Genomic DNA, 22,242 nt, shown 5'->3' on the forward strand with positions numbered 1-22,242 from the left:
CTGACAGAAACCGTCACCTGGTCAGGGGGGACCCCGCAGAAAGCCTCCGTCAGGCGGACCGCTCCCCGATCCGAGGGAAGGGGGTGGTGGAGAAGACGACCTCGACCGGCACCTCGAAATGTTCGGCGATCCGCAGCGCCAGGTAGAGGCTGGGGCTGTATTCGCCGCGTTCCAGGTAGCCGACCGTCTGGTAGTGCACGCCCAGAGCGTCGGCGAGTTGCCTGCGGGTGACACCGCGTTCGGTGCGCAGCAACGCGATGCGGTTGTAGACGATCTCGCTCATCGCCGCCTATCTTCTCAGCCGATGCGCTGAAGTGCTCGGTCACGGCGCATCTGCATCAGCGAGCCGGACTCGCGCCGGGCCATCTTGCGCAGGATCGGGGGCGCCAGCAGCAGCCCGGCCACGGCCCAGGCGCCGAGCACGCCGACGGTCTCCAGGGTGTGCCAGGATCCGCCGATCTCCGCGCTGGGGCCGGCGGGCGACAGCGCCGAGCGCATTCCCAGCCCCAGCCAGTACAGCGGGAACACGTGCGCCAGCGCCTGCAGCCAACCCGCCAGCGCCGACAGCGGGTAGAAGATCCCGGAGATGGCGGTGAGCCCGCCGACGGCGAGCATCGACATCCCGGCCGCCGTCTGCGGGCTGTTGGACACCGCTCCGATGATCGCGCCCAGTGGCAACGTACCCACGAGGCCGAGCACCAGCACCCAGACCAGGGTCAGCCAGCCGCCCGGCCCGGTACGCGCCACTGAAGGGAGCAGGACCAGCCCGGCCGCGAGCACGACCAGCACGCTGATCACGGTGGTGAGCGACACCGACACGATGCGGCCGACCAGATAGCCGACCATGCCCTGCGGCAGGGCCTTGGCCCGCAACAGCGTGCCGTCCTCCCGTTCGACGGCCATGGAGCCCACCGCGCCGAGCAGGCCGTTGAAGGCCGTCAGCATGCCGAGGACGCTCGGCAGCGTGGCGGTGGCCAGCGATATCGAGGTGCCGGGCAGCGTCGCGTCGCGCTGGAAGTACATGACGACGACCACGGCCACGGAGAGGACGACGGTGAAGCCGATCTCCTGCGGGTTGACCAGGGCGTGCTTGAACTCGGTCCAGCCACGGGACAGCCCGAGCCGGGCGGCGTGCAGCGTGGGGTTCATCCCTCTTCCCTCCTGACGATCGCCATGTAGGTGTCCTCGAGCGTCGCCCGGCGTACTTCCAGATCGCCGATCTCCTCACCGTGCTGCGCGAACAGGTCGCGTACGAAGCCGGTGGCGTCGTCCGTGGCGTGGACGAAGTGTTCGCCGGCGACGCTCCAGCGCACCTGCGCGTCACGGGAGACCTCACGGGCGAGGCGGTCGGCGCTGCCGTCGGCGACGATCTTCCCGCCGGCCAGGATCAGGATCCGGTCGGCGAGCTTCTCGGCCTCGTCCAGGTCGTGCGTGGTGAGCAGGATGGTGGTGTCGTCGAGGTCCGACAACCGGTGCACGAGGTCGTGGAAGTCACGGCGGGCCTGCGGGTCGAACCCGGCGGTCGGCTCGTCGAGGAACAGCACGTCAGGGCGCCCCACAATGCCGATGGCGACGTCGAGGCGGCGGCGCTGCCCGCCCGAGAGCCGGACGATCCGCTTGTCGGCGTGCTCGGCGAGCCCGACGGCCGCGATCAGCTCGTCGGTGGGCAGCGGGCGGCTCCTGCCCTCGTCCGAGTACGGCAGGTAGTAGCGGCCGAGGTGATCGAGCAGTTCGCGGACCCGCCAGCGGCCGTGGTCGCGCCACGACTGCAGCACCACGCCGACCCGGGCCCGCCACCGCTCGTCGCCGCCGGCCGGGTCGGTGCCGAGCACCCGCGCATGGCCGCCGGAGCGTACCCGGAAGCCTTCGAGGATCTCGATCGTGGTGGTCTTGCCCGCGCCGTTCGGGCCGAGCAGCGCGATCACCTCTCCCGCGCGCACGGTGAAGTCGACGCCCTGGAGCACCTCCACCGGCCCGTAGCGCATGCGCAGATCACGGACCTCGATGACGGCGGGCTCCACCGGGCCGGCTAACGCGGAACCCTCGTCCAGGTCCCTCATGACCTTCATCAGACCCTCCCAGTAGTAGGTCTACTACATTGATAGCACACCTACTACCGATCGCAAGAGGAATGTGACAACGGCTTGCAAGCGAACCGTAAGTGACACCCGATACGGTCGAATCCGCCCGTAGCGGAAGAGGAAGGTGCAATGTCACGACCCAGAGAGGCGTTGATCCAGGCAGGTCAGGGCATAGCCCAGGCGGTCGTTCAAGGCGGTGATGTCCGTCACGCCGTCGGCCAGGCGGTGGACCAGGCGGGCCAGCTGGCCGGTCAGGTCCAGGTGCAGGGCTTCGCGCTCAACCCGTACGACTTCGCGGCGGCCCGTGACGGCGGCGTGTCGGTGGGCACGCTGATCGAGGCCCGGTCCGCGTCGCTGAACGAGGCCGGCGAGATCATCAACCGCAGCTTCGCCGAGAACGGCATGCACGTGATCTCGCCGGTGGTGATCCCCAAGGGGACCACCGCGAAGGTGGTCGTGCCGCTGGGCATCCTGGTGGTGCTCGGCCTGATCGGCGCGCTCGGCAACGTCATCCCCCGAACCGATGTGTTCTTCGGCCCGCACTACTGGGTGGTCCTGGTCCTGGCGGCCGCCTTCCTGTGGTGGCGGCGCAGCGTGGTGATGGTGCCCGAGGGCTGCAAGGCGCTGATCACCAAGTTCGGCAAGCTGGTGCAGATCGCCGATCCCGGCCGGGTGACGCTGTTCAACCCGTGGAAGCGGGTCAGCTACATCGTCAACACCACCCGTGAATACCCGTTCAACGCCCCCATCAGCGAGGCCCCCACGCAGCAGGGCGTCAAGGCGAGCGTCGACCTGTTCCTGCAGTTCAGGATCGAGAACCCGGCGGAGTTCATCTTCGTGCTCGGCTCGGTCAGCGGCTTCCAGTCCAAGCTGCAGAACGCCATCAGCGAGGTCACCCGATCCCTCATCTACGCCCAGCGGGCCGAGGAGATCTACGACCTGGTGGGCGAGAGCACGCTGGGCATGCTGGACAACCTCAACCAGCAGTTCCTGCCCGCCGTACGCCTCACCGACGTCAACATCACGCACGCCGAGCCGTCCAGCCAGGAGTACCGGATGGACCTGGCCGCCCCCGAGATGGTGCGCGTCGCCAAGGAGGCCTACACCTACGAGTACGAGCTGCAGCTGCGCAAGGAGCAGAACGAGGGCGACCTGGTCAAGGAGCTGGCCGGACTGCAGGAGACGCTGAGCGCGATCCAGGCGGAGATCGCCGGCTACCAGGCGCGCATGGACACGGCGCTGGAGCGGGCCTCCCACCAGGCCAAGGCGCAGGCCAGGCAGCGCCTGGTCGAGGCGGAGTCCTCCGCCAACGCCAACTCGGCGCTGCTGGAGGCGCAGGCGCTCGACATCAGGGCGCTCAGCGCGGCCGAGGCGCCGGAGATCCTCGACTACCGCTTCCAGCAGGATCTGCTGGACAAGCTGGAGTCGGTCGCGACCCGGCTGCCGCAGGTGGTGCAGGTGGGCGAGCACACCGACATCGACTTCCTGGCGCTGGCCCAGCAACTGGTCGGCGGCAAGGGGGCGGCGCTGTTCTCGGCCGAGGACATGGCGGCCATCCGGGGCAGGCTGGCCGAGATCGGCGAGCGCGTCGAGGGCAGGGAGGCGGAGATCACCGCACTGCTCAAGAAGGTCGCCGAAGAGGTGAGCGAGGCGCCCGAGCCCGCGCTCGCCGCCACGCTGCCGACCATCGAGGGTGAGGTCCGATGAGCCGCGAGTTCTCGAAGATCAAGGAGTCGCTGGCCTCCTGGTCCGACATCCGCCAGCTGCTGCGCGGCGGTGAGCAGGGCCAGCTCGTGCCGGTCGTGATCCCCAAGGACCGGCGCGGCTTCGCCTGGATGGCCCTGGTCTTCATCGCCGTCTACTTCGCCGGAATGGCGGTGATGGGCAACCTCGTCGTGACGGCCTCGCTGGGCGCGCTGTTCTTCCTCGCCGTCGCGCTGGTGTGGATGTGGCGCCGGGCGATCATCGAGATCGAGGAGGGCACAACCGGCGTACGCAGCCGCTGGGGCGCCATCACCGGCACCCTCCCGCCGGGCCGCCACTACCTGTGGTTGCCGTGGGACCGGGTGGACGCGGTCGTCGACACCTCCACCGAGATCCCGTACTCGGCGCCGATCGTGGCCTGCCCGACGGCGGAGAACGTACCGTTGAAGTCGATCGAGTTCTTCCTCAAGTTCCGCATCGTGGATCCGGTCGCGTTCGTCCGCACGATCGGCGCGGGCAACTTCGACCTGGTGCTGTCGAGCGCCGTACAGGACGCGATCAGGCAGCGCAGCCGCAAGGTCAACACCGAGCGCGCGTACGACCTGCGCGGCTCCGACGTCGGCGACATGCAGGAGGCGCTCAACCGCCAGCTCGGCCGCTACGGGGTGCGCATCACCGGCGCCAACATCCCCGACGTGCAGCTGCCCGACCAGTATCAGCAGCACCTGGCCACCCGCGAGAAGGTGGCCAAGGAGCTGTCGGCCTACGAGCGCGAGTGGGAGCTGACCCGCAAGCGCCGCATCGACACCCTGCTCATGGAGATCGAGCGCTCCAAGAAGACCCGTGACGCCCGCGTGGTCGAGGTCAAGGCCGCGCACAACACCGCGCGCAAGGACGTGGCGCGCATGCTGGAAGAGCAGGAGACGGAGGCGCAGCGGGTGCGCTGGGAGATCGAGGCCCGCGGCCGCGCCGAGCTGACCGCGGCCGAGAACGAGGCCAAGGCACTGCGCAGGCTGGCCGACTCCTATCGCGACAACCGGGCCGTGCTGCAGTACGAGCTGGCCCGCAGGCGCCTGGACGTGGGCGCCAAACTGGCGGAGAACGCCCCGCAACCCCTGGTGGTCCGCACCCAGCAGGGATCCGGCGACTCCGCGCTGTCGACCTTGCTCCTGGCCCAGTTGCTCCCCCGCTTCTCGGGCCATCACAACGGAGAGACCCCCGGGTCATAGGAGAACCCCATGGTGTTCCGCAAACTGATGGCCGCGTTCGGCGCGGGCGTCGAAGTAGACACGGTCCTGGCCGGCAGCGGTGTACGGCCCGGTGAGACGTTACGCGGAGTGGTGAACTTCCGCGGCGGCGGCGCCGATTACAAGGTCGAGGGCATCTACCTCGACCTGACCGCGGTGGTCGAGGTGGAGCGCGGCGACGAGGAGTACAAGACCACCTACGGCTTCCTGCGCCAGCAGGTCGCCGGGGCCTTCCAGCTCTCCGCCGGCGCGCAGCACAGCCAGCCGTTCGAGATCGTCATCCCCTGGGAGACGCCGATCAGCGCCATCGGCGGTCATCCGCTGCACGGTATGCGGCTGGGCGTGCAGACGGAGCTGGCGCTGGCCGGCGCGATGGACAAGGGCGACCTCGACCCGCTGTTCGTCAACCCGCTGCCCGCGCAGGAGCACGTCATCGCCGCGCTCGACCGCCTGGGCTTCGGCTTCAAGAAAGCCGACCTCGAACGCGGCACGCTGCGCGGCTCGACGATGCCGTTCTTCCAGGAGATCGAGTATTACGCGGGCGGGGAGTGGCGGCGGCACTTCAACGAGCTGGAGCTGACGTTCATCGCCGGGCCGCGGCAGATGGACGTCATCCTGGAGGCCGACAAGCGCGGCGGCTTCCTGACCTCCGGCCACGACGCCTACAACCGGTTCACGGTCCGCTACGACGACCCGAGCGGGGCCGACCAGGCGCTCCGGCACGCTCTGGAGCAGATGGCGCGCCGCCGCGGCTGGCTCTAGATCCCGAAAGGGCGGCGTGGAGCGACAGCTCCACGCCGCCCTTTCGTGTCAGTGGCGATGGCCGTGGCCCGGGACCTTGTACATCCGGTCGTACCAGGCCCGGTAGTGCCAGCCGGACCTGGCCCGGTAGTCGTGGCGCCGGTAGACGTGGAAGATCTCCCGCTTGAGCTCCCGCATCCGCTGCGGCACGTTGGGCGCCCAGGTCGTCATCGGGTAGCCGCGGTAGGCCACCAGGCGTACCCGCCGATCCGAGGCAGCGGCGGCGGCGAAGCGGGCCGAGGCCACGTGGTCGGGGTGGTCGCACAGGCGGCAGCGCGGCGGCGGGTCGGGGTCGAGGGTGCGGATCACGTTCGCCTGGTATCTGCGGTAGATGGCACGCAGCATCGCCACCACGTTCGCCCGGCTCACGCACCGCCGCTCGGCGGGGTCGAAGGCGCGTACGCAGCCACGCCCGGCCCACAGCCGGGTCAGCGCGTCACGGCCGCCGTCGGCGCGCGGGTCGCCGCCGTCCGGCAGCCCGGCGTAGATGAGGACCACCTTTGGCCGCTCGACCAGGGTGTCCACCTTGACGGGCAGCCCTCCGGCGGTGATCACCGTGCTGTGCCAGGCGTCGCGCACCCCCGCCAGGTAGGCGTACGCGGCGCGCAGGCCCTCGACGCGGTCCCGTGCGTACACGTACGGATCATGATGGTCGTCCAGCCCTGCGGTGCCCTCGCCCGCGGTGAGATAGACGGTCACGCTCGGCCGCTCCCCCAGCACCCCGCCGTAGAGGTCGGGGCTCATGAACAGCAGATCGTCGTCCGGATGGGCGACGACCTGCACGAACCGCTCCCCCAGGACCAGCTCGTCGGACACCGTGGCGGCGATGGCCGGCGGCACGGGACACACCGTGTAGACGACCAGCGCCATCGCCAAAGAACCCGAGCGCAAGCTCGGTATCAACCCCTTCATCCCCACCCCCGTCCAGTAAGCGTAAAGATCTCGCGATCTCCACGCCCTACCTTTAAGGGGGATATGTCAGGTCATACTCAGGGAGGAGGCCTGCTCTTTCCGCGCACTTGGCGGGGTCGTTACCATGATTTCGGGAACTGACTGATCGTCGGATGCGGGGCAATGCGATGGCACGGTTCACGGCGGCGCTGAAGCGGATCGCCCCATGGGCGGCGCAGAACGCCGACGGCGCGATCGCACTCGGTCTGGCCATTGTAGTCGGCGTGCTCGGGATCATGCCGGACGGCATCTTCGGCAAGGAAGGCGACAAGGTCCAGGATCAGCTGGTCAGCGCGGCGACCCTGGTGATCCTGGCGCTGGTGGCCACCGCGCTGCTGCGCGACCGGGTGCGTCAGGCGCCGTTGGAGGAGACCGTCACCTCCGGCGCGCTCGCCCAGCTGCCCGTGCGGCTGGCCCGGCTCGAGGCGATCGAGGACCTGGTCACCGGCACGCGGCAGGCTCTCGACGCTCTCCAGCTGGTCAGGGTGCTCGGCAGCAGGCAGGAGATCGCGCAGGCGCACGCCGACGCCCGCAAGGACACCACGCGATGGAGCTTCAAGGGCGGCACCGGCACCTACCTGCGCGCGATCACGCTGCCCGAGTGCGTGGCGGCGGCCAGGAAGGTCAAGCGCCACCTCACGGTCAGGGTCGAGATCATCGACCCGGCCGACGTCGAGGTGTGCGAGACCTACGCCCACTACCGCCGCTCCCTGTCCGACGCGCCCGACGGCACCGGCGAGACCTGGACGGTCGACCGGGTCAGGAAGGAGTCGTACGCGACGATCCTGGCCGCCTTCTGGCACCGCCAGCGCTACGGGCTGCTCGACATCGGCATCGGCCTGTCCTCCACGATGACGACCTTCCGCTGGGACCTGTCGGCCACCCGCCTGATCATGACGGTCGAGGACCCCAACCGGGCGATGACCGCGCTGGCCGACACCTTCTACTACGAGAACTGCGACACCGAGCTGCGGCTCAGCTTCGAGCAGGCCCGGCTGGTGCCGCTGGAGATGTACAAGAAGGTGCCGTTGAGCGACGAGCCCACGGTCGAGGAGGTGCAGGAGCTGTTCACCCGGATCTCGATCCCGCTGCCCAGGTCCTACGACGACCGCGACGTCGTCGACATCGCCCGCAAGGCGCTGCGCGCCAGGAATCCGTACGACGTATGAGCCGTGACGGTGTCTACCAGCAGCTCGCCCGGGGACAGGCGCGGCCGTGGGCGCTGGCGGCACTCTCAGGCACCGGCATCAGGGCCGTACGCCACCCGCTCGGCTTCGTCTGCCTGCCGCTGGAGCGTGACGGCGGCGAGGGGGTATGTCTCCATCTGTGGTCGGCCAGGTTCGCGCACGCGGAGAGCACCACGTCGGGCATCCACTGCCACAGCTGGGACCTGCTCAGCCATGTGCTCTACGGGCAGGTGCGCAACGTGCACGCGGTGGTCACCGACGCGGTGCGCGACCCGACCCACCGGGTGTTCGAGGTGGTCAGCGGCGCCGACGGCGACCGCATCACGCCCACCCGCCGGACCGTACGTCAGGAGGCGGGGCTGGTGGAGGAGTTCGGCCCCGGCGACACCTACACGCTGGCGGCCGGCCGCTTCCACAGCAGCGTCGTGCCGGCGGGCGGCGAGGCGGCCACGATCGCGCTCGGCCGCGGCCGGCCGGGCAGCCGCGACCTGTCGCTCGGCCCGCTCGGCACCGGCGACCACCACGTGTCCAGGCAACCGCTCGACGACGAGGAGACGGCGCTCGCCGTCCGCCTGATAGCCGCCCACCTGAGTTGAGGGGCCCCGAATGGATCTGGATCACGCTCGCGCGGTCGCCGTCACCGCCGCCGAGGCCGCGGGCGAACTACTCGTGTCCGGCACCCGCGGCGCGCTCGGCGCCCGGCCCAAGGGCGGTTCGGGTGACGTCGTCACCGAGCTCGACCTGGCCTCGGAGAAACTGCTGGTCGAGCACATCCTCACCGCCTTCCCGGCGCACTCCGTCATCGCCGAGGAGTCGGGTCTGCTCGGCGCCGCCGACGGCGAGTGGACGTGGCTGATCGACCCGCTCGACGGCACCAACAACGTGGTGATCGGCCTGCCCGCCTATGTCGTCGGCCTGGCCCTGTGCCGCTCGGGACGTCCCCTGCTGGGCGTGGTGCACGACCCGGTCTCGGCCCAGACCTGGTCGGCGATCCGCGGCCGCGGCGCGATCACGTCCGCCGGGGTACGCCTGGCGCCGCCGCACAACCCCTCGCCGCACGGCCCGTTGCTGGCGTGGACCCAGGGCTACTCGGTGTCCAGGGGCGACGCGACCGTACGGGCCATCAAGTACGCCCTGGAGCTGAGCGCCCGGCGGATGCTGCAGCTGTGGGCCCCGCTGCTGGCGTGGGCGATGCTGGCCAGGGGCGACATCGACGGCATCGTCGGCTACCGGGCCGAGGCGGTGGACCTGCCCGCGGGCGCGCTGCTCGCGCGGGAGGCGGGCATCGAGATCCGGGCGCTGGACGGCGGGCCGTTCGAGGAGGGGATCGACGGCACACCCGACGACCGCAGCTTCGTCGCCACCCACCCGAGCGCCATGCCCGGCCTCCTCGACGTGCTCCGCGCCCGCGCCGCCATGTGACCTCGTGCCGGCGCGGGCCCGCCGCTGTACGGGTCCGCCTCGCCCCACTACTTGACCTTGTACTTGCACAGGCCCGTGCCGGAGACGACCTTCTTCCCGTCCACGATGATGCGGCAGGGAGCCGGCTTGAGCTGACCGCTCGCGTCCTGGACCGAACCCGACACGACGGACACCAGGCGGCCCACGCGCTGCTCGGCGCCGGTGAGCTCGATCGTGGCGGTCCGGGACCAAGGCAGGGTGGCGTTGCTCTCCGTGCCGTCCTCGTCGGCCATGTACATGATCGGCTGCATGACCTTACCCTTGCCCAGCACCTCCAGCTTGATCGTGCGCGTCGCGGCGGCGGGCGGCGCGGCGCTGGGCGACTCGGCGGGCGGCGCGGCGGTGGCGGCGGAGGGCGGCGTCGAGGGCTGGGCCGGTGAGGGCTCCCGGGCGCCGCAACCGGCGAGCGCCACAGCAAGGCCGAAATATGCCAACAAACGGTAGATAGTCATGAACCGTATTGTCCCCGACCCTGACGAGCGGTCAGCCGAACGTGACAAGGGCCCACACGCTGGCGACCAGGCCGACGGCCGCCAGCCCCGTGCCGGTGGCCAGGAAGCGGCGCATCGGGACGGACACGTCGTGACGGCGGCACGACTCGAACCAGAGCAGCGTCGCCAGTGACGCCCACGGCGTGACGACCGGCCCCACGTTGGTGCCGACCAGCAGGGCCAGCAGCCGGTCCTGGTCGCTCGACGGGATGACCTCGGCGATGGCCTGGAACGCGGGCAGGTTGTTGATCAGGTTGGACAGCCCGGCACCCACCGCCGCCGTCCGGTAAGGGTCGCCCTCGGCGCCGATCATCCAGCGCATCAGGTCGGCCAGGCCGTAGCGGCTGAGGGTGGGCACCACCAGGAACAGGCCCGTCACGAAGATCAGCAGCTGCCAGGGGATGAGGCTCCAGGTCAGCCGGGCGCGGTCGCGTACGACGAAGGCCACCACGACGACCAGCGCCGCCACCGAGGCGGCCACGCCGACCTGGACCTTGACCAGCAGCGCGCCGATGAACAGTAAGCAGCCCGCGGCCGCGGCGGCGAACAGCACGCGGTCGGCGACCGGCTCCAACAGGGGCGGCGTGTAGCGCAGATCGCGACGCTGGCCCCGGCGCCAGAAGAAGACCCACAGGAAGGCCATCGTCACGGCGATCGAGACGACCTGCGGCACCCACATCCGTCCGGCGAACTGCTGCGTGTCGAGCGCGATCTTGTTGATGCCGAGCAGGTTCGTCAGATTGGAGACCGGGAGCAGCAGGCTGGCGGTATTGGCCAGCCAGATCGTGGTCATCGCCAGGGGCAGGGCGGCGATGCGCGCCCTGGGGGCCAGCGCCAGCATGACCGGGGTGAGCAGCACCGCGGTCGTATCGAGATTCAGAAATATCGTAATAAATGAGGCGAAGGCCGTACACAGGAAGAAGAGCGCGACGTAGTTGCCCCGCCCCAACACGGCCATCCGCGCCGCGATGGCGTCGAAGACCTGGGCCTCCTTGGTCAGCTCCGCCAGCACGATGATGCCCACCAGGAAGACGAGCAACGGCCCGATCTCATCCAGGCTGTCCACGGCTTCGCGCCACGGCAGCAGCCCGGTCGCCACGAAGACGAGACCGAGCCCGAGCAGCCCGACCCTGATCCAGTCGAGCACACCAAGACGTCGCCACACCCTGCCGATGATCGCACAACCGTGCTTATTGGCCGCACTCCGTGCGGCGGGCTCGGTCGCCCAATGCCGCCGTCTTCCCCCGTCGCTCTGGTCGCTACGCTCCCGCCGCTCCTCCTCCAGACGACGGCGCTCCCTCGCCTGCAATCGCCGGTCCCACAGGGGATACTGAGGGAATGGCACGTGACGGCAGGCCGACAGAGATCTTCGTCAGCTACTCCCCCGCCGACACGGCTTGGGCGACCTGGATCGCCTGGGAGCTGGAGGCGGCGGGCTACCGGACCATGATCCAGGCGTGGGACTTCGTGCCCGGCACGAACTTCATCGACTTCATGGACCGCGGCGTCAGCGAGGCGCAGGTGGTGGTGGCCGTGCTCTCGCGCAACTACCTGGGCTCGCGCTACGGCCGCATGGAGTGGCAGGCCGCGCTCCGCGCCGACCCCGACAACCCGTCCAACAAGCTGATCACGATCCGGCTCGAGGACGTACGCCTGGAAGGGCTGCTGTCCACGATCACCTGGGTGGACCTGCTCGGCATCACCGATTCCGGCCAGGCCAGAGCGCTGCTGCTGGGCCGGGTCAGGGAGGCCATGTCGGGCCGGGCCAAGCCGGAGGCGGCGCCCGCCTTCCCGACGGGTGCGGGCCTGCCGCTGCCCGCGCCGACCCTGCCGCCGCCGGGTGAGCGCTCGCGGGCCCGGCGCACCCCGGTGTCGGCGCCGAAGTTCCCGCCGTCGGCCACCGCCGACCACGGCCGCGAGTCGCTGACTGTGCTGCACATCGGCGGCCCCCGGTTCGGGCGGGCGCTGCCCGATCCGGGCGAGCCGTTCACGCCCGAGGACATGCAGGCGCGTATCTGGGCGGATCTCACCGAGATGTACGACCGGGGCATGCCGCGCCCCGATCTCATGGTGGTCACCGGCGACCTGACCGAGTCGGGCAGTCTTGGGCAGTTCGGGCAGGCGACCCGCTTCATCACCGACCTGCGGCTGCTGGTCGGCCTGGAGCCGCACCGGCTGGTGATCGTGCCGGGCCCGCGCGATGTCACCAAGGCCGCGGCCAGCGCCTACTTCCTCACCTGTGAGGCCGACGACGTCTCCCCGCAGCCGCCCTACTGGCCGAAGTGGCGGCATTTCGCGGGCCTGTTCGGCGAGGTGTACCAAGGTCTGGACGACCGGGTGTTCGACGGCGGCCAGCCGTGGACGCTGTTCGAGGTGCCCGACCTGAAGGTGGTCGTCGCCGGGCTCAACTCGACGATGGCCATGAGCCACCTCGAACGCGACGCCTATCCCCTGCTCGGCGAGGGGCAGGCCGCCTGGTTCGCCGAGCGGCTGCGCCCCTACGAGGAGAGCGCCTGGCTGCGGCTCGGCGCGATCGGGCACCCGCCGTCGGCCCTGCGCGACGCGCCGACCTACGACCGGATCCTCGCCCGGCGGCTCAACCTGCTCTTCCAGGGCGCGGGGGAGGCCGGTGAGGCCGCCGTCGCCGCGCCGCGCTCCGGCCACCATCAGGTCGTCGAGATCACCGCCGGCGGCCTGCGTACCTGGCTGCCCGGCGCCGACCGTCCCGAGCGCGTCTCCCACACCTGGCGGGCCGCCCAGGCCACCTTCACCGGGGAGGCGTCGGCCGCCCGCGCCCCCGAGCCCGCGCCGGTCGAGCGCGAGCCGGGCCCGGTGGACCTGCTGCTCGATCGGATCACCGAGGTCTGCGAGGCCCGGCACGAGCGGGCCAGGATCCGCCGGTTCACCGCCCACCTGGTCGTCACCCATCCCGAGGACGGGTTCGTCCGGCAGACGATGATCGGCGCGCACGTGGGCGAGCTGACCGCCGCCGAGGCCGATGATTTCGCCCGGCAGGCGCACGCCGCCGATCTCGCCGCCGAGCTCGTCTACCAGGGGCCGCCCCCGGCCAGGTCGCTGCGTGACGAACTCATGCGCAGAGGCGTGCGGCTGCGCAGCTTCACCGAGTTCCAGGGCCTGCTGGACCTGTCGGGTTATGTCGCCGAGCAGACGGCCCGGCTGACCAACGACCGCCGCTACCCACCCAGCCTGTACGTCCCCCAGCGCTACCGCGAGCTCGACCGCCCCGGACACCAGGTCAGAGAGGGCCTGACCGACGAGCTGATGCGGCTGCTGGCCGCCGACCACGGCCGGTTCCTGCTGCTGCTGGGCGACTTCGGCCACGGCAAGACGTTCGCGCTGCGCGAGCTGGCCAGGCGCATCCCGGCCGAGCTGCCGCACCTGACGCCGATCCTGATCGAGCTGCGGGCGCTGGACAAGGCGCACTCCGTGGACGCGCTGGTCGCCGCCCATCTGGCGAGCCACGGGGAGGAGTTCATCGACCTCAAGGCGTTCCGTTACCTGCTGCGGCAGGGGCGGATCGTGCTGCTGTTCGACGGGTTCGACGAGCTCGTCACCCGGCTCACCTATGACCGGGCGGCCGACCACCTGTCGACGTTACTGGCCGCGGCCGAGGACAAGGCGAAGATCGTGGTCGCCAGCCGTACCCAGCACTTCAAGTCGCACTCGCAGGTGCTCACCTCGCTCGGTGAGATGGTCGGCGTGCTGCCGCAGCGGCGGGTGCTCAGTGTCGAGGACTTCACCCACGACCAGATCCGCGCCTACCTGGCCAACCGCTTCGACGACGGCGACGCGGCGGCGGCGCGCATGTCGCTGATGGAGAGCATCACCGACCTGCTCGACCTGGCCCAGAACCCGCGGATGCTGAGCTTCATCGCCGACCTCGACGCCGACCGGCTGCGTACGGTGGCCGGCGCCCGCCACACGATCAGCCCGGCGCTGCTGTATGAGGAGATCCTCGGCTCGTGGCTGGCCTTCGAGGAGCGGCGGGCCAGGGTGCCGGGGTCGCCGACCCCCCTGACCACCGACGAGCTGTGGCAGGTCGTGACGGGGCTCGCGCTGCGGCTGTGGGACTCGGGCGAGTCGCTGCTGGGCATGGACGAGCTGACCGAGTACGCCGAGACGCTGACCGGCCTGGCCGGCGGGCAGTTGTCCGCCGAGCACGCCGCCCACGCGGTGGGCTCGGGGAGTCTGCTGGTACGCACCGAGGAGGGCATGTTCGGATTCATCCACTCCTCGGTCATGGAGTGGCTGATCGCCCGGCACATCGCCGCCACGATCGAGGCGCCGGTGGGGCTGTCGCGCCGGCCGCTGTCGGCGCTGACCGTCGAGTTCCTGTGCGACCTGGCCGACGTACGAGCGCTGCGGGCGTGGGTGGCCGACCCGCCCGCCGACGACGTGTCCCGGGCGAACGCGGTCAAGATCTCGGCGCGGCTGCGCACCCCCGCCAGGGCCGACCTGCGGGGCGCGAACCTCAAGGGCGAGGACCTGTCGGCCAGGGACCTGCAGGAGGTCGACCTGACCGGCGCCGACCTGACCGACGCCACACTCGTCGGCACGAACCTGTCCCGAGCCGTCCTGCGCGACGCCAAGCTGGCCGGGGCCCGGCTCGACGGCGCCAAGCTGGCGGGCGCCGATCTGACCGGGGCCGACCTGTCGGGCGCGCGGCTGGCCCACACGGACCTGAGCGACGTCTCCGCCGAGGGTGCCCGGTGGCACCGGGCCACGCTGATCAACGTGACGGGCACGCTGCCGGACCTGCCGGGCGCCTCCGTGGTGCCGGGCCAGCCGGTGGAGATCCAGCTCGCGCCCGCCGCGATCGGCGTCCCGTACGGCTATCACTTCCAGACCAGCCGGCTGCCGGAGCCCATCGCGTACACCCCCGACGGGTCCACGCTCGCCGTGGGCCACGAGGACGGCGGCGTGCTGCTGTGCGTGGCCGGCGCGCCCGTGCGGACGCTGCAGGGGCACGCGGGCCGCGTGTACGCGGTCTCGTTCGCCGGGGGTCTGCTGGCCACGGGAGCGAGCGACGGCCTGGTCGTGCTCTGGGACGCCCTCACCGGCGCGCACCTGCGCGAGCTGCGCGGCCATGCCGACGGCGTCTGGCCGGTACGCCTCAGCCCGTCGGGCGAGCTGGTCGCGGCGGGCGGCGGCGACGGCGTCATCCGCGTCTGGGACACCGCCACCGGCCGGCTCGTCCACGAGCTCGCGGGCCACCAGGCACCCGTCTACACGGTGTCCTTCGGCGACTCGGTGCTGGTCAGCGGCGACTCGGCGGGCGTGGTACGCCTCTGGGACCTGACGTCCGGACAGGTGACGGGCACGCTCGACGGCCACCGCGGCTCGGTCTACCGTGCGATCCACAGCCCGGACGGGTCGCTGCTGGCCACGGGCGACGAGGCGGGGACGGTACGCCTGTGGGACGCGGCCTCCTGGGCCCTGCGGCACGAGCTGAAGGGCCATTCCGGCAGCGTCTACTGCCTGACCTTCACGCCCGACGGCTCCCTGCTGGCCAGCGGCGACACCGCCGGGACCGTACGCCTGTGGGACCCGGCCGGTCAGGCCCACGGCGTCCACACCAGCCACACCGGGTCCGTCTACCAGGTGGTCTTCTCCCCCGACGGCCGCACGCTGGCCAGCGGCGACTCCAACGGCGTCGTCCGGCTGCAGGAGGTGGGCGGCGGGCGGCGGGTCGAGCTGACCGGGCATCGCAGCTCGGTCTGGCCGTTCGTGTTCCGGCCCGACGGCGAGCAGCTGGCCACCAGCAGCAACGACGGGACGGTACGCCTCTGGGATCCGGCCAGCGGCCAGTGCCAGCGGGTGCTGCGGGGCCACGGCAGGCGGATCTCCTCGGTCAGGTTCAGCGCCGATGGCTCGATGCTGGCCACCAGCGGCAACGACGGCGTCGTCCGCGTCTGGGAGCCGCGCACGGGCCGCCGCCTGCGCGAGGTCGCCGGCACCGCCGACCGCCTCATCTCGGCCCTGTTCTCACCTGCCGGGCCGGTCCTGGCCACCTCCAGCAACGACGGCGGCGTACATTTCTGGAACGCCGTCACCGGCGACTACGAGCGCGAGCTCAACGCCGAGACCGACCACGTGTGGGCCGAGGCGTTCAGCCCCGACGGCACGCTGCTGGCCACGGCCAACGACGACGACAGCGTACGGATCTGGTATCGGCCGACCAGCCGCCTGGTGAGCAACCTGGCCGACCACCGGGGCCGCGTCCGCTCGATCGCCTTCAGCCCTGACGGCCGTTACGTGGCCACGGGCTGCGACGACCGGCTTGTACGCATCTGGCACGTCGAGTCCGGGGGCCGGATCGCTACCTTGGAAGGCCATACCGACCGGGTCTACTCGGTCGTGTTCTCGCCCTCGGGCAAGCACCTGGCCAGCGCCGGCAACGACGGCCTCGCCATGGTCTGGGAGCTGCGTCCCGGCCAGCCCTGGCAGCCACGCCTGCGGCACACGCTCAGCCAGCACGCCGGGCGGCTGTGGAGCGTCGCGTTCGACGCCACCGGCGAGCGGCTGGCGACCGGCGGCGACGACCTCATGGTGCGGGTCTGGGACACCGCGACGGGGCGGCCACTGCACACGCTGGCGGGACACTCGCGGCGGGTGTGGTCGGTGGCGTTCAGCCCCTCGGCGGACCTGCTGGCCAGTGCCGGGGACGACGGGGTGGTGATCCTCTGGGCGGGGACGGAGCGGCGGGCCACCCTGCTGGGTCTGCCGGAGGGGTGGGCGGCGCTGTCCCCGGACGGCAGGTACAAGATCCAGGGGGAGGTTTCCGGACAGTTCTGGCACGTCATCGGGATGTCACGGTTCGAGCTGGGTGAGCTGGACCCGTATCTGCCCGGTGTCCGTCAGGTGCCGCTCGACTCCCCGTTCTGAGCGCTTCTCCCGGCCCACCGGAACCGGTCAGCCTGTCCGCACTACGCCTACCGGCCGGTGGGAGGCCGTCAGCCGGAAGCCGGTCAGCCGCGGCCGGCTCGGGTCAGCAGGTTATCCCAGACCTGGGCGACCCTGGCCTCCAGGTCGTCCAGGTCGCCCTCGTTGTCGATGACGATGTCGGCGATGGCCAGCCGGTCCTGGCGGGTCGCCTGCGCCGCGATGCGGGCCTTGGCGTCGTGCTCCGGCATGCCGCGGTGCTCGGCCAGGCGGGCGATGCGCACCTCGTCGGCCGCGTCCACGACGATCACCACGTCGTACATCGGCGCCAGCCGGTTCTCCGCGAGCAGCGGCACGTCGTAGACCATGATCGCGTCGTCGGCCGTCCGGCTCTGCAGATCGGCGACCCGCTCCCCCACCAGCGGATGCACGATGCCGTTGAGCGTCGCCAGCTTGTCGGGGTCGGCGAAGACGATGGCGCCCAGCTTCTCCCGGTTGAGTGAGCCGTCAGGGTGGAGCACCTCCTCGCCGAACACGCCCACGACGCGGGCCAGGCCCGGGGTGCCGGGCTCCACCACCTCGCGGGCGATCTTGTCGGCGTCGATCACGACGGCGCCCCGCGCCGCGAGGCGCTTGGAGACCTCGCTCTTGCCCGATCCGATGCCGCCGGTGAGGCCGATTTTCAGCACGCGGAAAGCCTAGCCGTGATCGGGAATCAGCGGCGCATGTAGACCATGGTGAGATGGTCGTCCATGCGCTCCCTGTGGGTCTCGCGGTAGCCCAGGCTGCGGTAGAGGCGCAGGTTGCCGTCGGACAGGTGGCCGGTGAACAGGTCGAAGGCCGTCGCCTCCGGCATCCGCTCGTGCAGCGTCCGTATCAGCGCCCGGCCCAGGCCCTGACGCTGCCGGTCGGGGGCCACCACCAGGCGGCCGACCAGGCAGGTGGTGCCGGCCAGCTGGCCGCGAACGGCTCCCACGATCCGGCCGGCGTCGGTGGCCTTGAGCACGAGGCCGGTCTCGATGGCCTTGCGGACCTGCTCCACGGACTCCAGGAGCGGCGGCAGGAAGGGGTCGCCGTACAGCTGGGCCTCGCTGACGTACGCGGCCCGCTGCAGGGTGAGGATCTCACCGGCGTCGTCCGGCAGCGCACGCTCGATTTCCACGCGAGCACCTTACTGCAGCCGCACCCCAGCACCCCTACCGAATGCCGCCCAGACCGCCCTCCCACGCCTCCGGCACGCCCCCCGGCCCAGACCCCCTTCCCACGCCCCTGACGCCCCTTCAAGAAGCCGCTACCGCGCCCCTTCCCGAGCTCCTTCCAGCCGTCCCTCCAGGGTTCCGAAGAAGGTACGGATGCTCCGCACCAGCGGCTCCGGCGAGTTCATCGCCACCATGTGGCTGTCGCCGTGCTCGCCCGCCCAGTGGACCACCCGATTCCCGCGCTCGGCGATGCGCCGGAGCAGCGCAGAGCCGCCGTGCGACACCCCGCTCGGCACCGCGGTCTGGTTGATCGGCATGCCCGCCGCCCCCTCGTAATACGTCCACGAGGACGAGCCGCCGGTCGCGGTCAGCCAGTAGAGGCTCGCGTTCGTGAGCACCAGGTCACGGTCGATGGGCTCGGCGGCCTCCTCATCGGGCCAGCCGTCGAACCCCTTGAACCGCTCCACCAGGTAGGCCAGCTGCGCCACCGGCGAGTCGGTGAAGCCGAAGCTCAGCGTCTGCGGCCGGTTGGCGAGGTACGGCCCATAGCCGCTGCCCCCGGCGATCCGCTGGGTCAGGTCCGCGAGCTCGGCCAGCTCCTCCTCGGTGGCGTCGGCGAGCTCGGCCGGGTCGCCGGTGGGGATACCGAGCCCGGCGGTGATGTGCGAGCCGATCACATGATCGCTGTCGATGGCCGCCAGCTGCGGGGTGACCAGGGCACCGGCGTCGTTGCCGTGGGCGCCGTACCGCTCGTACCCGAGCCGTCCCATCAGCTCGGCCCAGGTCCGCGCCACCCGCACGATGCTCCAGGGCCGCTCGTCGGCGGGCTCGGGGAACGGCGAGAAGCCGAAGCCGGGCAGCGAGGGGGCCACCACGTGGAAGGCCGTGGCCGGGTCGAGGCCGTGGGCGCGCGGGTCGGTGAGCGGGCCGATGACGTTCAGGAACTCGGCGACGGAGTTCGGCCAGCTGTGCGTGAGGATCAGCGGCAGCGCGCCGGGCTCCGGCGAGCGGACGTGCAGGAAGTGCACGCGCTGCCCGTCGATGTCCGTGGTGAACTGCGGGAAGGCGTTGAGCTTGGCCTCCTGCGCCCGCCAGTCGAACCCGTCGGCCCAGTACGCGGCCAGCTCACGCAGGTAGCCGACCGGGACGCCCCGGCTCCAGCCGCCACCGGGCAGCGTCCGCGGCCAGCGGGTACGGGTGAGCCGGTCCTTCAGGTCGTCGAGGTCGGCTTGCGGAATGGTGATGCGGAAGGGTTCGATCATGCGGCAAGCCTAGGAAGCATCGCGGAAAGGGACGTTCCGCAATTAACCCAAAAGAAAAACCCCGCACCAGATGGTGCGGGGTTTTCTCTGTCAGCTGGTCAACCAGGTCAGCTCTGGCCGCCCGCGAGCTTCTCGCGCAGAGCCGCGAGAGCCTCGTCGGAGGCGAGGGCGCCGGCCGCCGGAGCGGACGAGCCCGAGCTGCTGGCCGGAGCCGCCGTCTCACCGGTGTAGGACGAGGGAGCGGCTTCGCCCGCCTCGGCCTCCGCCTTGCGAGCCTCTTCGATCTGCTTCTTGTGCGCCTCGAAGCGGGTCTGGGCCTCGGCGTACTGCCGCTCCCACTCCTCGCGCTGCTTGTCGAAGCCCTCGAGCCACTCACCGGTCTCCGAGTCGAAGCCCTCGGGGTAGATGTAGTTGCCCTGGTCGTCGTAGGTCGCCGCCATGCCGTAGAGCGTCGGGTCGAACTCGACCTCGGCGCCGCTGACACCCTCGTTGGCCTGCTTCAGCGAGAGGCTGATGCGACGCCGGTCGAGGTCGATGTCGATGATCTTGACGAAGATCTCGTCGCCGACCTGGACGACCTGCTCCGGGATCTCCACGTGGCGCTCGGCCAGCTCGGAGATGTGAACCAGGCCCTCGATGCCCTCCTCGACCCGGACGAACGCGCCGAACGGCACCAGCTTGGTGACGCGACCCGGCACGACCTGGCCGATCTGGTGGGTGCGGGCGAACTGCTGCCACGGGTCTTCCTGAGTGGCCTTGAGCGACAGGGAGACGCGCTCGCGCTCCATGTCGACGTCGAGGACCTCGACCGTGACCTCCTGGCCGACCTCGACGACCTCGGAGGGGTGGTCGATGTGCTTCCAGGACAGCTCGGACACGTGGACCAGTCCGTCGACGCCGCCGAGATCCACGAACGCACCGAAGTTGACGATCGAGGAGACGACGCCCTTGCGGACCTGCCCCTTCTGGAGGGTGTTGAGGAACGTCTGGCGAACCTCGGACTGCGTCTGCTCGAGCCAGGCGCGGCGGGACAGGACCACGTTGTTGCGGTTCTTGTCCAGCTCGATGATCTTCGCCTCGAGCTCGCGGCCGACGTACGGCTGCAGGTCGCGGACACGGCGCATCTCGACCAGGGACGCCGGCAGGAAGCCACGGAGGCCGATGTCGAGGATGAGTCCACCCTTGACGACCTCGATGACGGTGCCGGTGACGATGCCGTCCTCGTCCTTGATCTTTTCGATCGTGCCCCAGGCGCGCTCGTACTGAGCGCGCTTCTTGGACAGGATCAGGCGGCCCTCTTTGTCCTCCTTCTGGAGAACCAGGGCTTCGACGTGTTCGCCGACCTCCACGACGTCCGCTGGGTCGACATCGTGCTTGATCGAAAGCTCACGCGAGGGGATGACACCCTCGGTCTTGTAGCCGATATCGAGAAGGACCTCGTCTCGATCGACCTTGACGACGGTGCCCTCGACGATGTCGCCGTCGTTGAAGTACTTGATGGTCTCGTCGATCGCTGCGAGGAAGGCTTCCTCGGACCCGATGTCGTTGACCGCTACCTGCGGGGTGCTCGAGGTGGCCTCAGTGCTGGACGTCATGTGTGGAATTGCTCCGAACGCGGACAGGGTGTCGATGTGGCGGACGCGCGGCAGGCCCTCTTCCGCATCAAGCCGAGGAAATAACGACATCGACGTGACCGAGCGCGAGCCCGCTCCGTCTGAGGCGCGCGCGAGCCCACAGCGCAGCGATCAGCATATGAGACGTTGAGCGTGGGGTCAATCCAACCGGCCCCGCACTGGTCAGTAAACGATCAGCTGATCTTTCCGCTTCGGGGTGATATTACCCTGAAGCCGCTGCGGGATGGAGATCTTCGTGGGATCTCCGTCGGAGACGTAGCGGTCCCCAGGGTGCTTGTTCAGCCACTCCAGCCAGTACTGCGAGCACCATTTGCGACATTCGCCCTTTTTGCCGTTGCTTTGGATGCGCTGGATGGCCACGGGGTCGAATTTTTTCGCGAAGGGCGAAAGCGACGGCTCGGCCCCGGCCAGGAAGACCCCGGCGAAGTCGTAGGACGTGCCGTCCCACTCACCGCGCCGGGCGATCTTCTTCGGGTGCGGCATGGCCCCGAACGGCAGGGCCATGGTGACGGCGGGCCCGGCGCCGAGCTTCTTCAGCAGCCGTTCGAGCCGGACGACCTGCTCCTTGACCTTCTTCTTCCGCATGGCGGCCAGATTGGGGTGGGACCAGGTGTGATTGGCCACCTCGAACCCGTGCTCGACCAGCCACCGCACGGCCGCCACCTGCTGGTCGCGCTGCCGCAGCCCGAACGGGTCGTGGTTGATCCACAGCGTGGCGACCGGCCGGAACTCGGGATAGCGCCGGGCCACGTCGAGGAGCACCCCGACCGCGGTGTCCGGCGCGGGGTTGCCGCTCGCGTCGAGCCTGAAGTGACTCTCGTGCCCGTCGTCGAAGGTCAGCACCACAGGGAAGCGGCCGGCGGGCACCCGGATGTCGCCGGTGGCGAACTCCTTGGCGGTGATCGGCGCGTAGCCCTGCTTGGCCAGCTTCTCCAGCTCTTTGCGCAGCTGGTCGGGCGTGCGGTCGATGGAGGCGATCCGCTTCTTGAGTATCCGGTGGTACATCAGCACCGGCACCAGCCCGAGCTCGTTGGCCTTGACCTGCTTGGCGAACTCCGGCGTGGACACCACCCCGGGCGGCTCGGCGAACGTCGGCACGGGCTCGGCGGGGGTGGGTTGCGCGGACTGCTCGATCTTGGCCACCGCCGGCGGCCCGGGCACGGACCGGCCGGAGGAGGACTGCAGCATCAGCCCGATGACCGCCACTGACACGACCAAGACGTTCGCGAGGGCGATTAACCGGGGGAAGGACGCTGACGATCGCACAAGGCTCCCGTGCCACTCGGGGGAAATTACCCTCAGGGTAGTCCAGAACCCCGTA

The 22,242-nt window shown here is 70.4% G+C and carries 18 protein-coding genes; 7 read left to right on the plus strand and 11 right to left on the minus strand.

Annotated features, from left to right (window positions below):
• Window positions 1-49: 49 nt before the first annotated feature.
• The 3 genes from ACQP2T_RS38580 to ACQP2T_RS38590 are packed head-to-tail and all read right to left on the minus strand — an operon-like array spanning window position 50 to window position 2,069.
• Window positions 50-283, minus strand: a complete 234-nt coding sequence (locus ACQP2T_RS38580; RefSeq protein WP_433509819.1) for a helix-turn-helix transcriptional regulator — start codon at window positions 281-283, stop codon at window positions 50-52.
• Between the two features lie 14 nt (window positions 284-297).
• Window positions 298-1,149, minus strand: a complete 852-nt coding sequence (locus tag ACQP2T_RS38585; RefSeq protein ID WP_433509820.1) for an ABC transporter permease — start codon at window positions 1,147-1,149, stop codon at window positions 298-300.
• The gene (locus ACQP2T_RS38590; protein ID WP_433509821.1) at window positions 1,146-2,069 is read right to left on the minus strand and encodes an ABC transporter ATP-binding protein; all 924 of its coding nucleotides are present in this window, start codon (window positions 2,067-2,069) and stop codon (window positions 1,146-1,148) included. The genes ACQP2T_RS38585 and ACQP2T_RS38590 overlap by 4 nt, the downstream gene beginning before the upstream one ends.
• 141 nt (window positions 2,070-2,210) lie before the next feature.
• On the opposite strand from ACQP2T_RS38590, the gene ACQP2T_RS38595 reads away from it, so the two are divergent.
• The 3 genes from ACQP2T_RS38595 to ACQP2T_RS38605 are packed head-to-tail and all read left to right on the plus strand — an operon-like array spanning window position 2,211 to window position 5,794.
• Window positions 2,211-3,788 (plus strand): SPFH domain-containing protein, encoded by a 1,578-nt coding sequence (locus ACQP2T_RS38595; protein ID WP_433509822.1) that lies wholly within the window; start codon window positions 2,211-2,213, stop codon window positions 3,786-3,788.
• Window positions 3,785-5,014: an SPFH domain-containing protein gene (locus ACQP2T_RS38600; protein WP_357945627.1), complete on the plus strand. Its 1,230-nt coding sequence runs from the start codon at window positions 3,785-3,787 to the stop codon at window positions 5,012-5,014. Before ACQP2T_RS38595 ends, ACQP2T_RS38600 begins: the two co-directional genes overlap by 4 nt.
• Window positions 5,015-5,023: 9 nt before the next feature.
• Window positions 5,024-5,794, plus strand: a complete 771-nt coding sequence (locus ACQP2T_RS38605; RefSeq protein WP_433509823.1) for a sporulation protein — start codon at window positions 5,024-5,026, stop codon at window positions 5,792-5,794.
• A gap of 48 nt (window positions 5,795-5,842) precedes the next feature.
• Here the strand turns inward: ACQP2T_RS38605 and ACQP2T_RS38610 are convergent, their stop codons facing one another.
• Window positions 5,843-6,745 (minus strand): PIG-L family deacetylase, encoded by a 903-nt coding sequence (locus ACQP2T_RS38610; RefSeq protein ID WP_433509824.1) that lies wholly within the window; start codon window positions 6,743-6,745, stop codon window positions 5,843-5,845.
• 263 nt (window positions 6,746-7,008) lie between these two features.
• Between ACQP2T_RS38610 and ACQP2T_RS38615 the strand changes: the two genes are divergently transcribed.
• The 3 genes from ACQP2T_RS38615 to ACQP2T_RS38625 are packed head-to-tail and all read left to right on the plus strand — an operon-like array spanning window position 7,009 to window position 9,393.
• Window positions 7,009-7,953 carry a hypothetical protein gene (locus tag ACQP2T_RS38615; protein WP_433509825.1) on the plus strand — a complete coding sequence of 315 codons (945 nt, stop codon included), beginning with the start codon at window positions 7,009-7,011 and terminating at the stop codon, window positions 7,951-7,953.
• Window positions 7,950-8,567 carry a hypothetical protein gene (locus ACQP2T_RS38620; RefSeq protein WP_433509826.1) on the plus strand — a complete coding sequence of 206 codons (618 nt, stop codon included), beginning with the start codon at window positions 7,950-7,952 and terminating at the stop codon, window positions 8,565-8,567. Before ACQP2T_RS38615 ends, ACQP2T_RS38620 begins: the two co-directional genes overlap by 4 nt.
• 10 nt (window positions 8,568-8,577) lie before the next feature.
• On the plus strand, window positions 8,578-9,393 hold the full coding sequence (locus ACQP2T_RS38625) for an inositol monophosphatase family protein (protein ID WP_433509827.1): 816 nt from the start codon (window positions 8,578-8,580) through the stop codon (window positions 9,391-9,393).
• Between the two features lie 47 nt (window positions 9,394-9,440).
• Here ACQP2T_RS38625 and ACQP2T_RS38630 read toward each other — a convergent pair whose 3' ends face one another.
• Window positions 9,441-9,884 (minus strand): hypothetical protein, encoded by a 444-nt coding sequence (locus tag ACQP2T_RS38630; RefSeq protein WP_433509828.1) that lies wholly within the window; start codon window positions 9,882-9,884, stop codon window positions 9,441-9,443.
• 31 nt (window positions 9,885-9,915) lie between these two features.
• A complete protein-coding gene (locus ACQP2T_RS38635; RefSeq protein WP_433509829.1) occupies window positions 9,916-11,088 on the minus strand; it encodes an SLC13 family permease in 1,173 nt (390 codons plus the stop codon).
• A 173-nt stretch (window positions 11,089-11,261) separates the two neighbouring features.
• Here ACQP2T_RS38635 and ACQP2T_RS38640 point away from each other — a divergent pair, with 173 nt between their 5' ends.
• Window positions 11,262-16,829, plus strand: a complete 5,568-nt coding sequence (locus tag ACQP2T_RS38640; RefSeq protein WP_433509830.1) for a TIR domain-containing protein — start codon at window positions 11,262-11,264, stop codon at window positions 16,827-16,829.
• A gap of 83 nt (window positions 16,830-16,912) precedes the next feature.
• Here ACQP2T_RS38640 and coaE read toward each other — a convergent pair whose 3' ends face one another.
• The 5 genes from coaE to ACQP2T_RS38665 all read right to left on the minus strand — a co-directional run bounded on the left by coaE (window position 16,913) and on the right by ACQP2T_RS38665 (window position 22,133).
• Window positions 16,913-17,515 (minus strand): dephospho-CoA kinase, encoded by a 603-nt coding sequence (coaE, locus tag ACQP2T_RS38645; protein ID WP_433509831.1) that lies wholly within the window; start codon window positions 17,513-17,515, stop codon window positions 16,913-16,915.
• A gap of 26 nt (window positions 17,516-17,541) precedes the next feature.
• On the minus strand, window positions 17,542-17,988 hold the full coding sequence (locus tag ACQP2T_RS38650; protein ID WP_433509832.1) for a GNAT family N-acetyltransferase: 447 nt from the start codon (window positions 17,986-17,988) through the stop codon (window positions 17,542-17,544).
• Window positions 17,989-18,117: 129 nt separating this feature from the next.
• The gene (locus ACQP2T_RS38655; protein WP_433509833.1) at window positions 18,118-19,287 is read right to left on the minus strand and encodes an epoxide hydrolase family protein; all 1,170 of its coding nucleotides are present in this window, start codon (window positions 19,285-19,287) and stop codon (window positions 18,118-18,120) included.
• Between the two features lie 107 nt (window positions 19,288-19,394).
• Window positions 19,395-20,882: a 30S ribosomal protein S1 gene (gene rpsA / locus ACQP2T_RS38660; RefSeq protein ID WP_225291707.1), complete on the minus strand. Its 1,488-nt coding sequence runs from the start codon at window positions 20,880-20,882 to the stop codon at window positions 19,395-19,397.
• 201 nt (window positions 20,883-21,083) lie between these two features.
• The gene (locus ACQP2T_RS38665) at window positions 21,084-22,133 is read right to left on the minus strand and encodes a polysaccharide deacetylase family protein (RefSeq protein ID WP_433509834.1); all 1,050 of its coding nucleotides are present in this window, start codon (window positions 22,131-22,133) and stop codon (window positions 21,084-21,086) included.
• Window positions 22,134-22,242 lie beyond the last annotated feature (109 nt).

Origin of the sequence: Nonomuraea sp. CA-143628 (assembly GCF_050942315.1) — a bacterium.
Taxonomy (GTDB): Bacteria; Actinomycetota; Actinomycetes; order Streptosporangiales; family Streptosporangiaceae; genus Nonomuraea.

Bases quoted from the DNA above. Each gene is read 5' to 3' on its own strand.
- ACQP2T_RS38600 (WP_357945627.1), top strand. From the start codon at position 3,785: ATGAGCCGCGAGTTCTCGAAGATCAAGGAGTCGCTGGCCTCCTGGTCC.
- ACQP2T_RS38580 (WP_433509819.1), bottom strand. From the start codon at position 283: ATGAGCGAGATCGTCTACAACCGCATCGCGTTGCTGCGCACCGAACGC.
- ACQP2T_RS38595 (WP_433509822.1), top strand. From the start codon at position 2,211: ATGTCACGACCCAGAGAGGCGTTGATCCAGGCAGGTCAGGGCATAGCC.
- rpsA (WP_225291707.1), bottom strand. From the start codon at position 20,882: ATGACGTCCAGCACTGAGGCCACCTCGAGCACCCCGCAGGTAGCGGTC.
- ACQP2T_RS38625 (WP_433509827.1), top strand. From the start codon at position 8,578: ATGGATCTGGATCACGCTCGCGCGGTCGCCGTCACCGCCGCCGAGGCC.
- ACQP2T_RS38605 (WP_433509823.1), top strand. From the start codon at position 5,024: ATGGTGTTCCGCAAACTGATGGCCGCGTTCGGCGCGGGCGTCGAAGTA.
- ACQP2T_RS38585 (WP_433509820.1), bottom strand. From the start codon at position 1,149: ATGAACCCCACGCTGCACGCCGCCCGGCTCGGGCTGTCCCGTGGCTGG.
- ACQP2T_RS38630 (WP_433509828.1), bottom strand. From the start codon at position 9,884: ATGACTATCTACCGTTTGTTGGCATATTTCGGCCTTGCTGTGGCGCTC.
- ACQP2T_RS38610 (WP_433509824.1), bottom strand. From the start codon at position 6,745: ATGAAGGGGTTGATACCGAGCTTGCGCTCGGGTTCTTTGGCGATGGCG.
- ACQP2T_RS38655 (WP_433509833.1), bottom strand. From the start codon at position 19,287: ATGATCGAACCCTTCCGCATCACCATTCCGCAAGCCGACCTCGACGAC.
- ACQP2T_RS38640 (WP_433509830.1), top strand. From the start codon at position 11,262: ATGGCACGTGACGGCAGGCCGACAGAGATCTTCGTCAGCTACTCCCCC.
- ACQP2T_RS38590 (WP_433509821.1), bottom strand. From the start codon at position 2,069: ATGAAGGTCATGAGGGACCTGGACGAGGGTTCCGCGTTAGCCGGCCCG.
- ACQP2T_RS38620 (WP_433509826.1), top strand. From the start codon at position 7,950: ATGAGCCGTGACGGTGTCTACCAGCAGCTCGCCCGGGGACAGGCGCGG.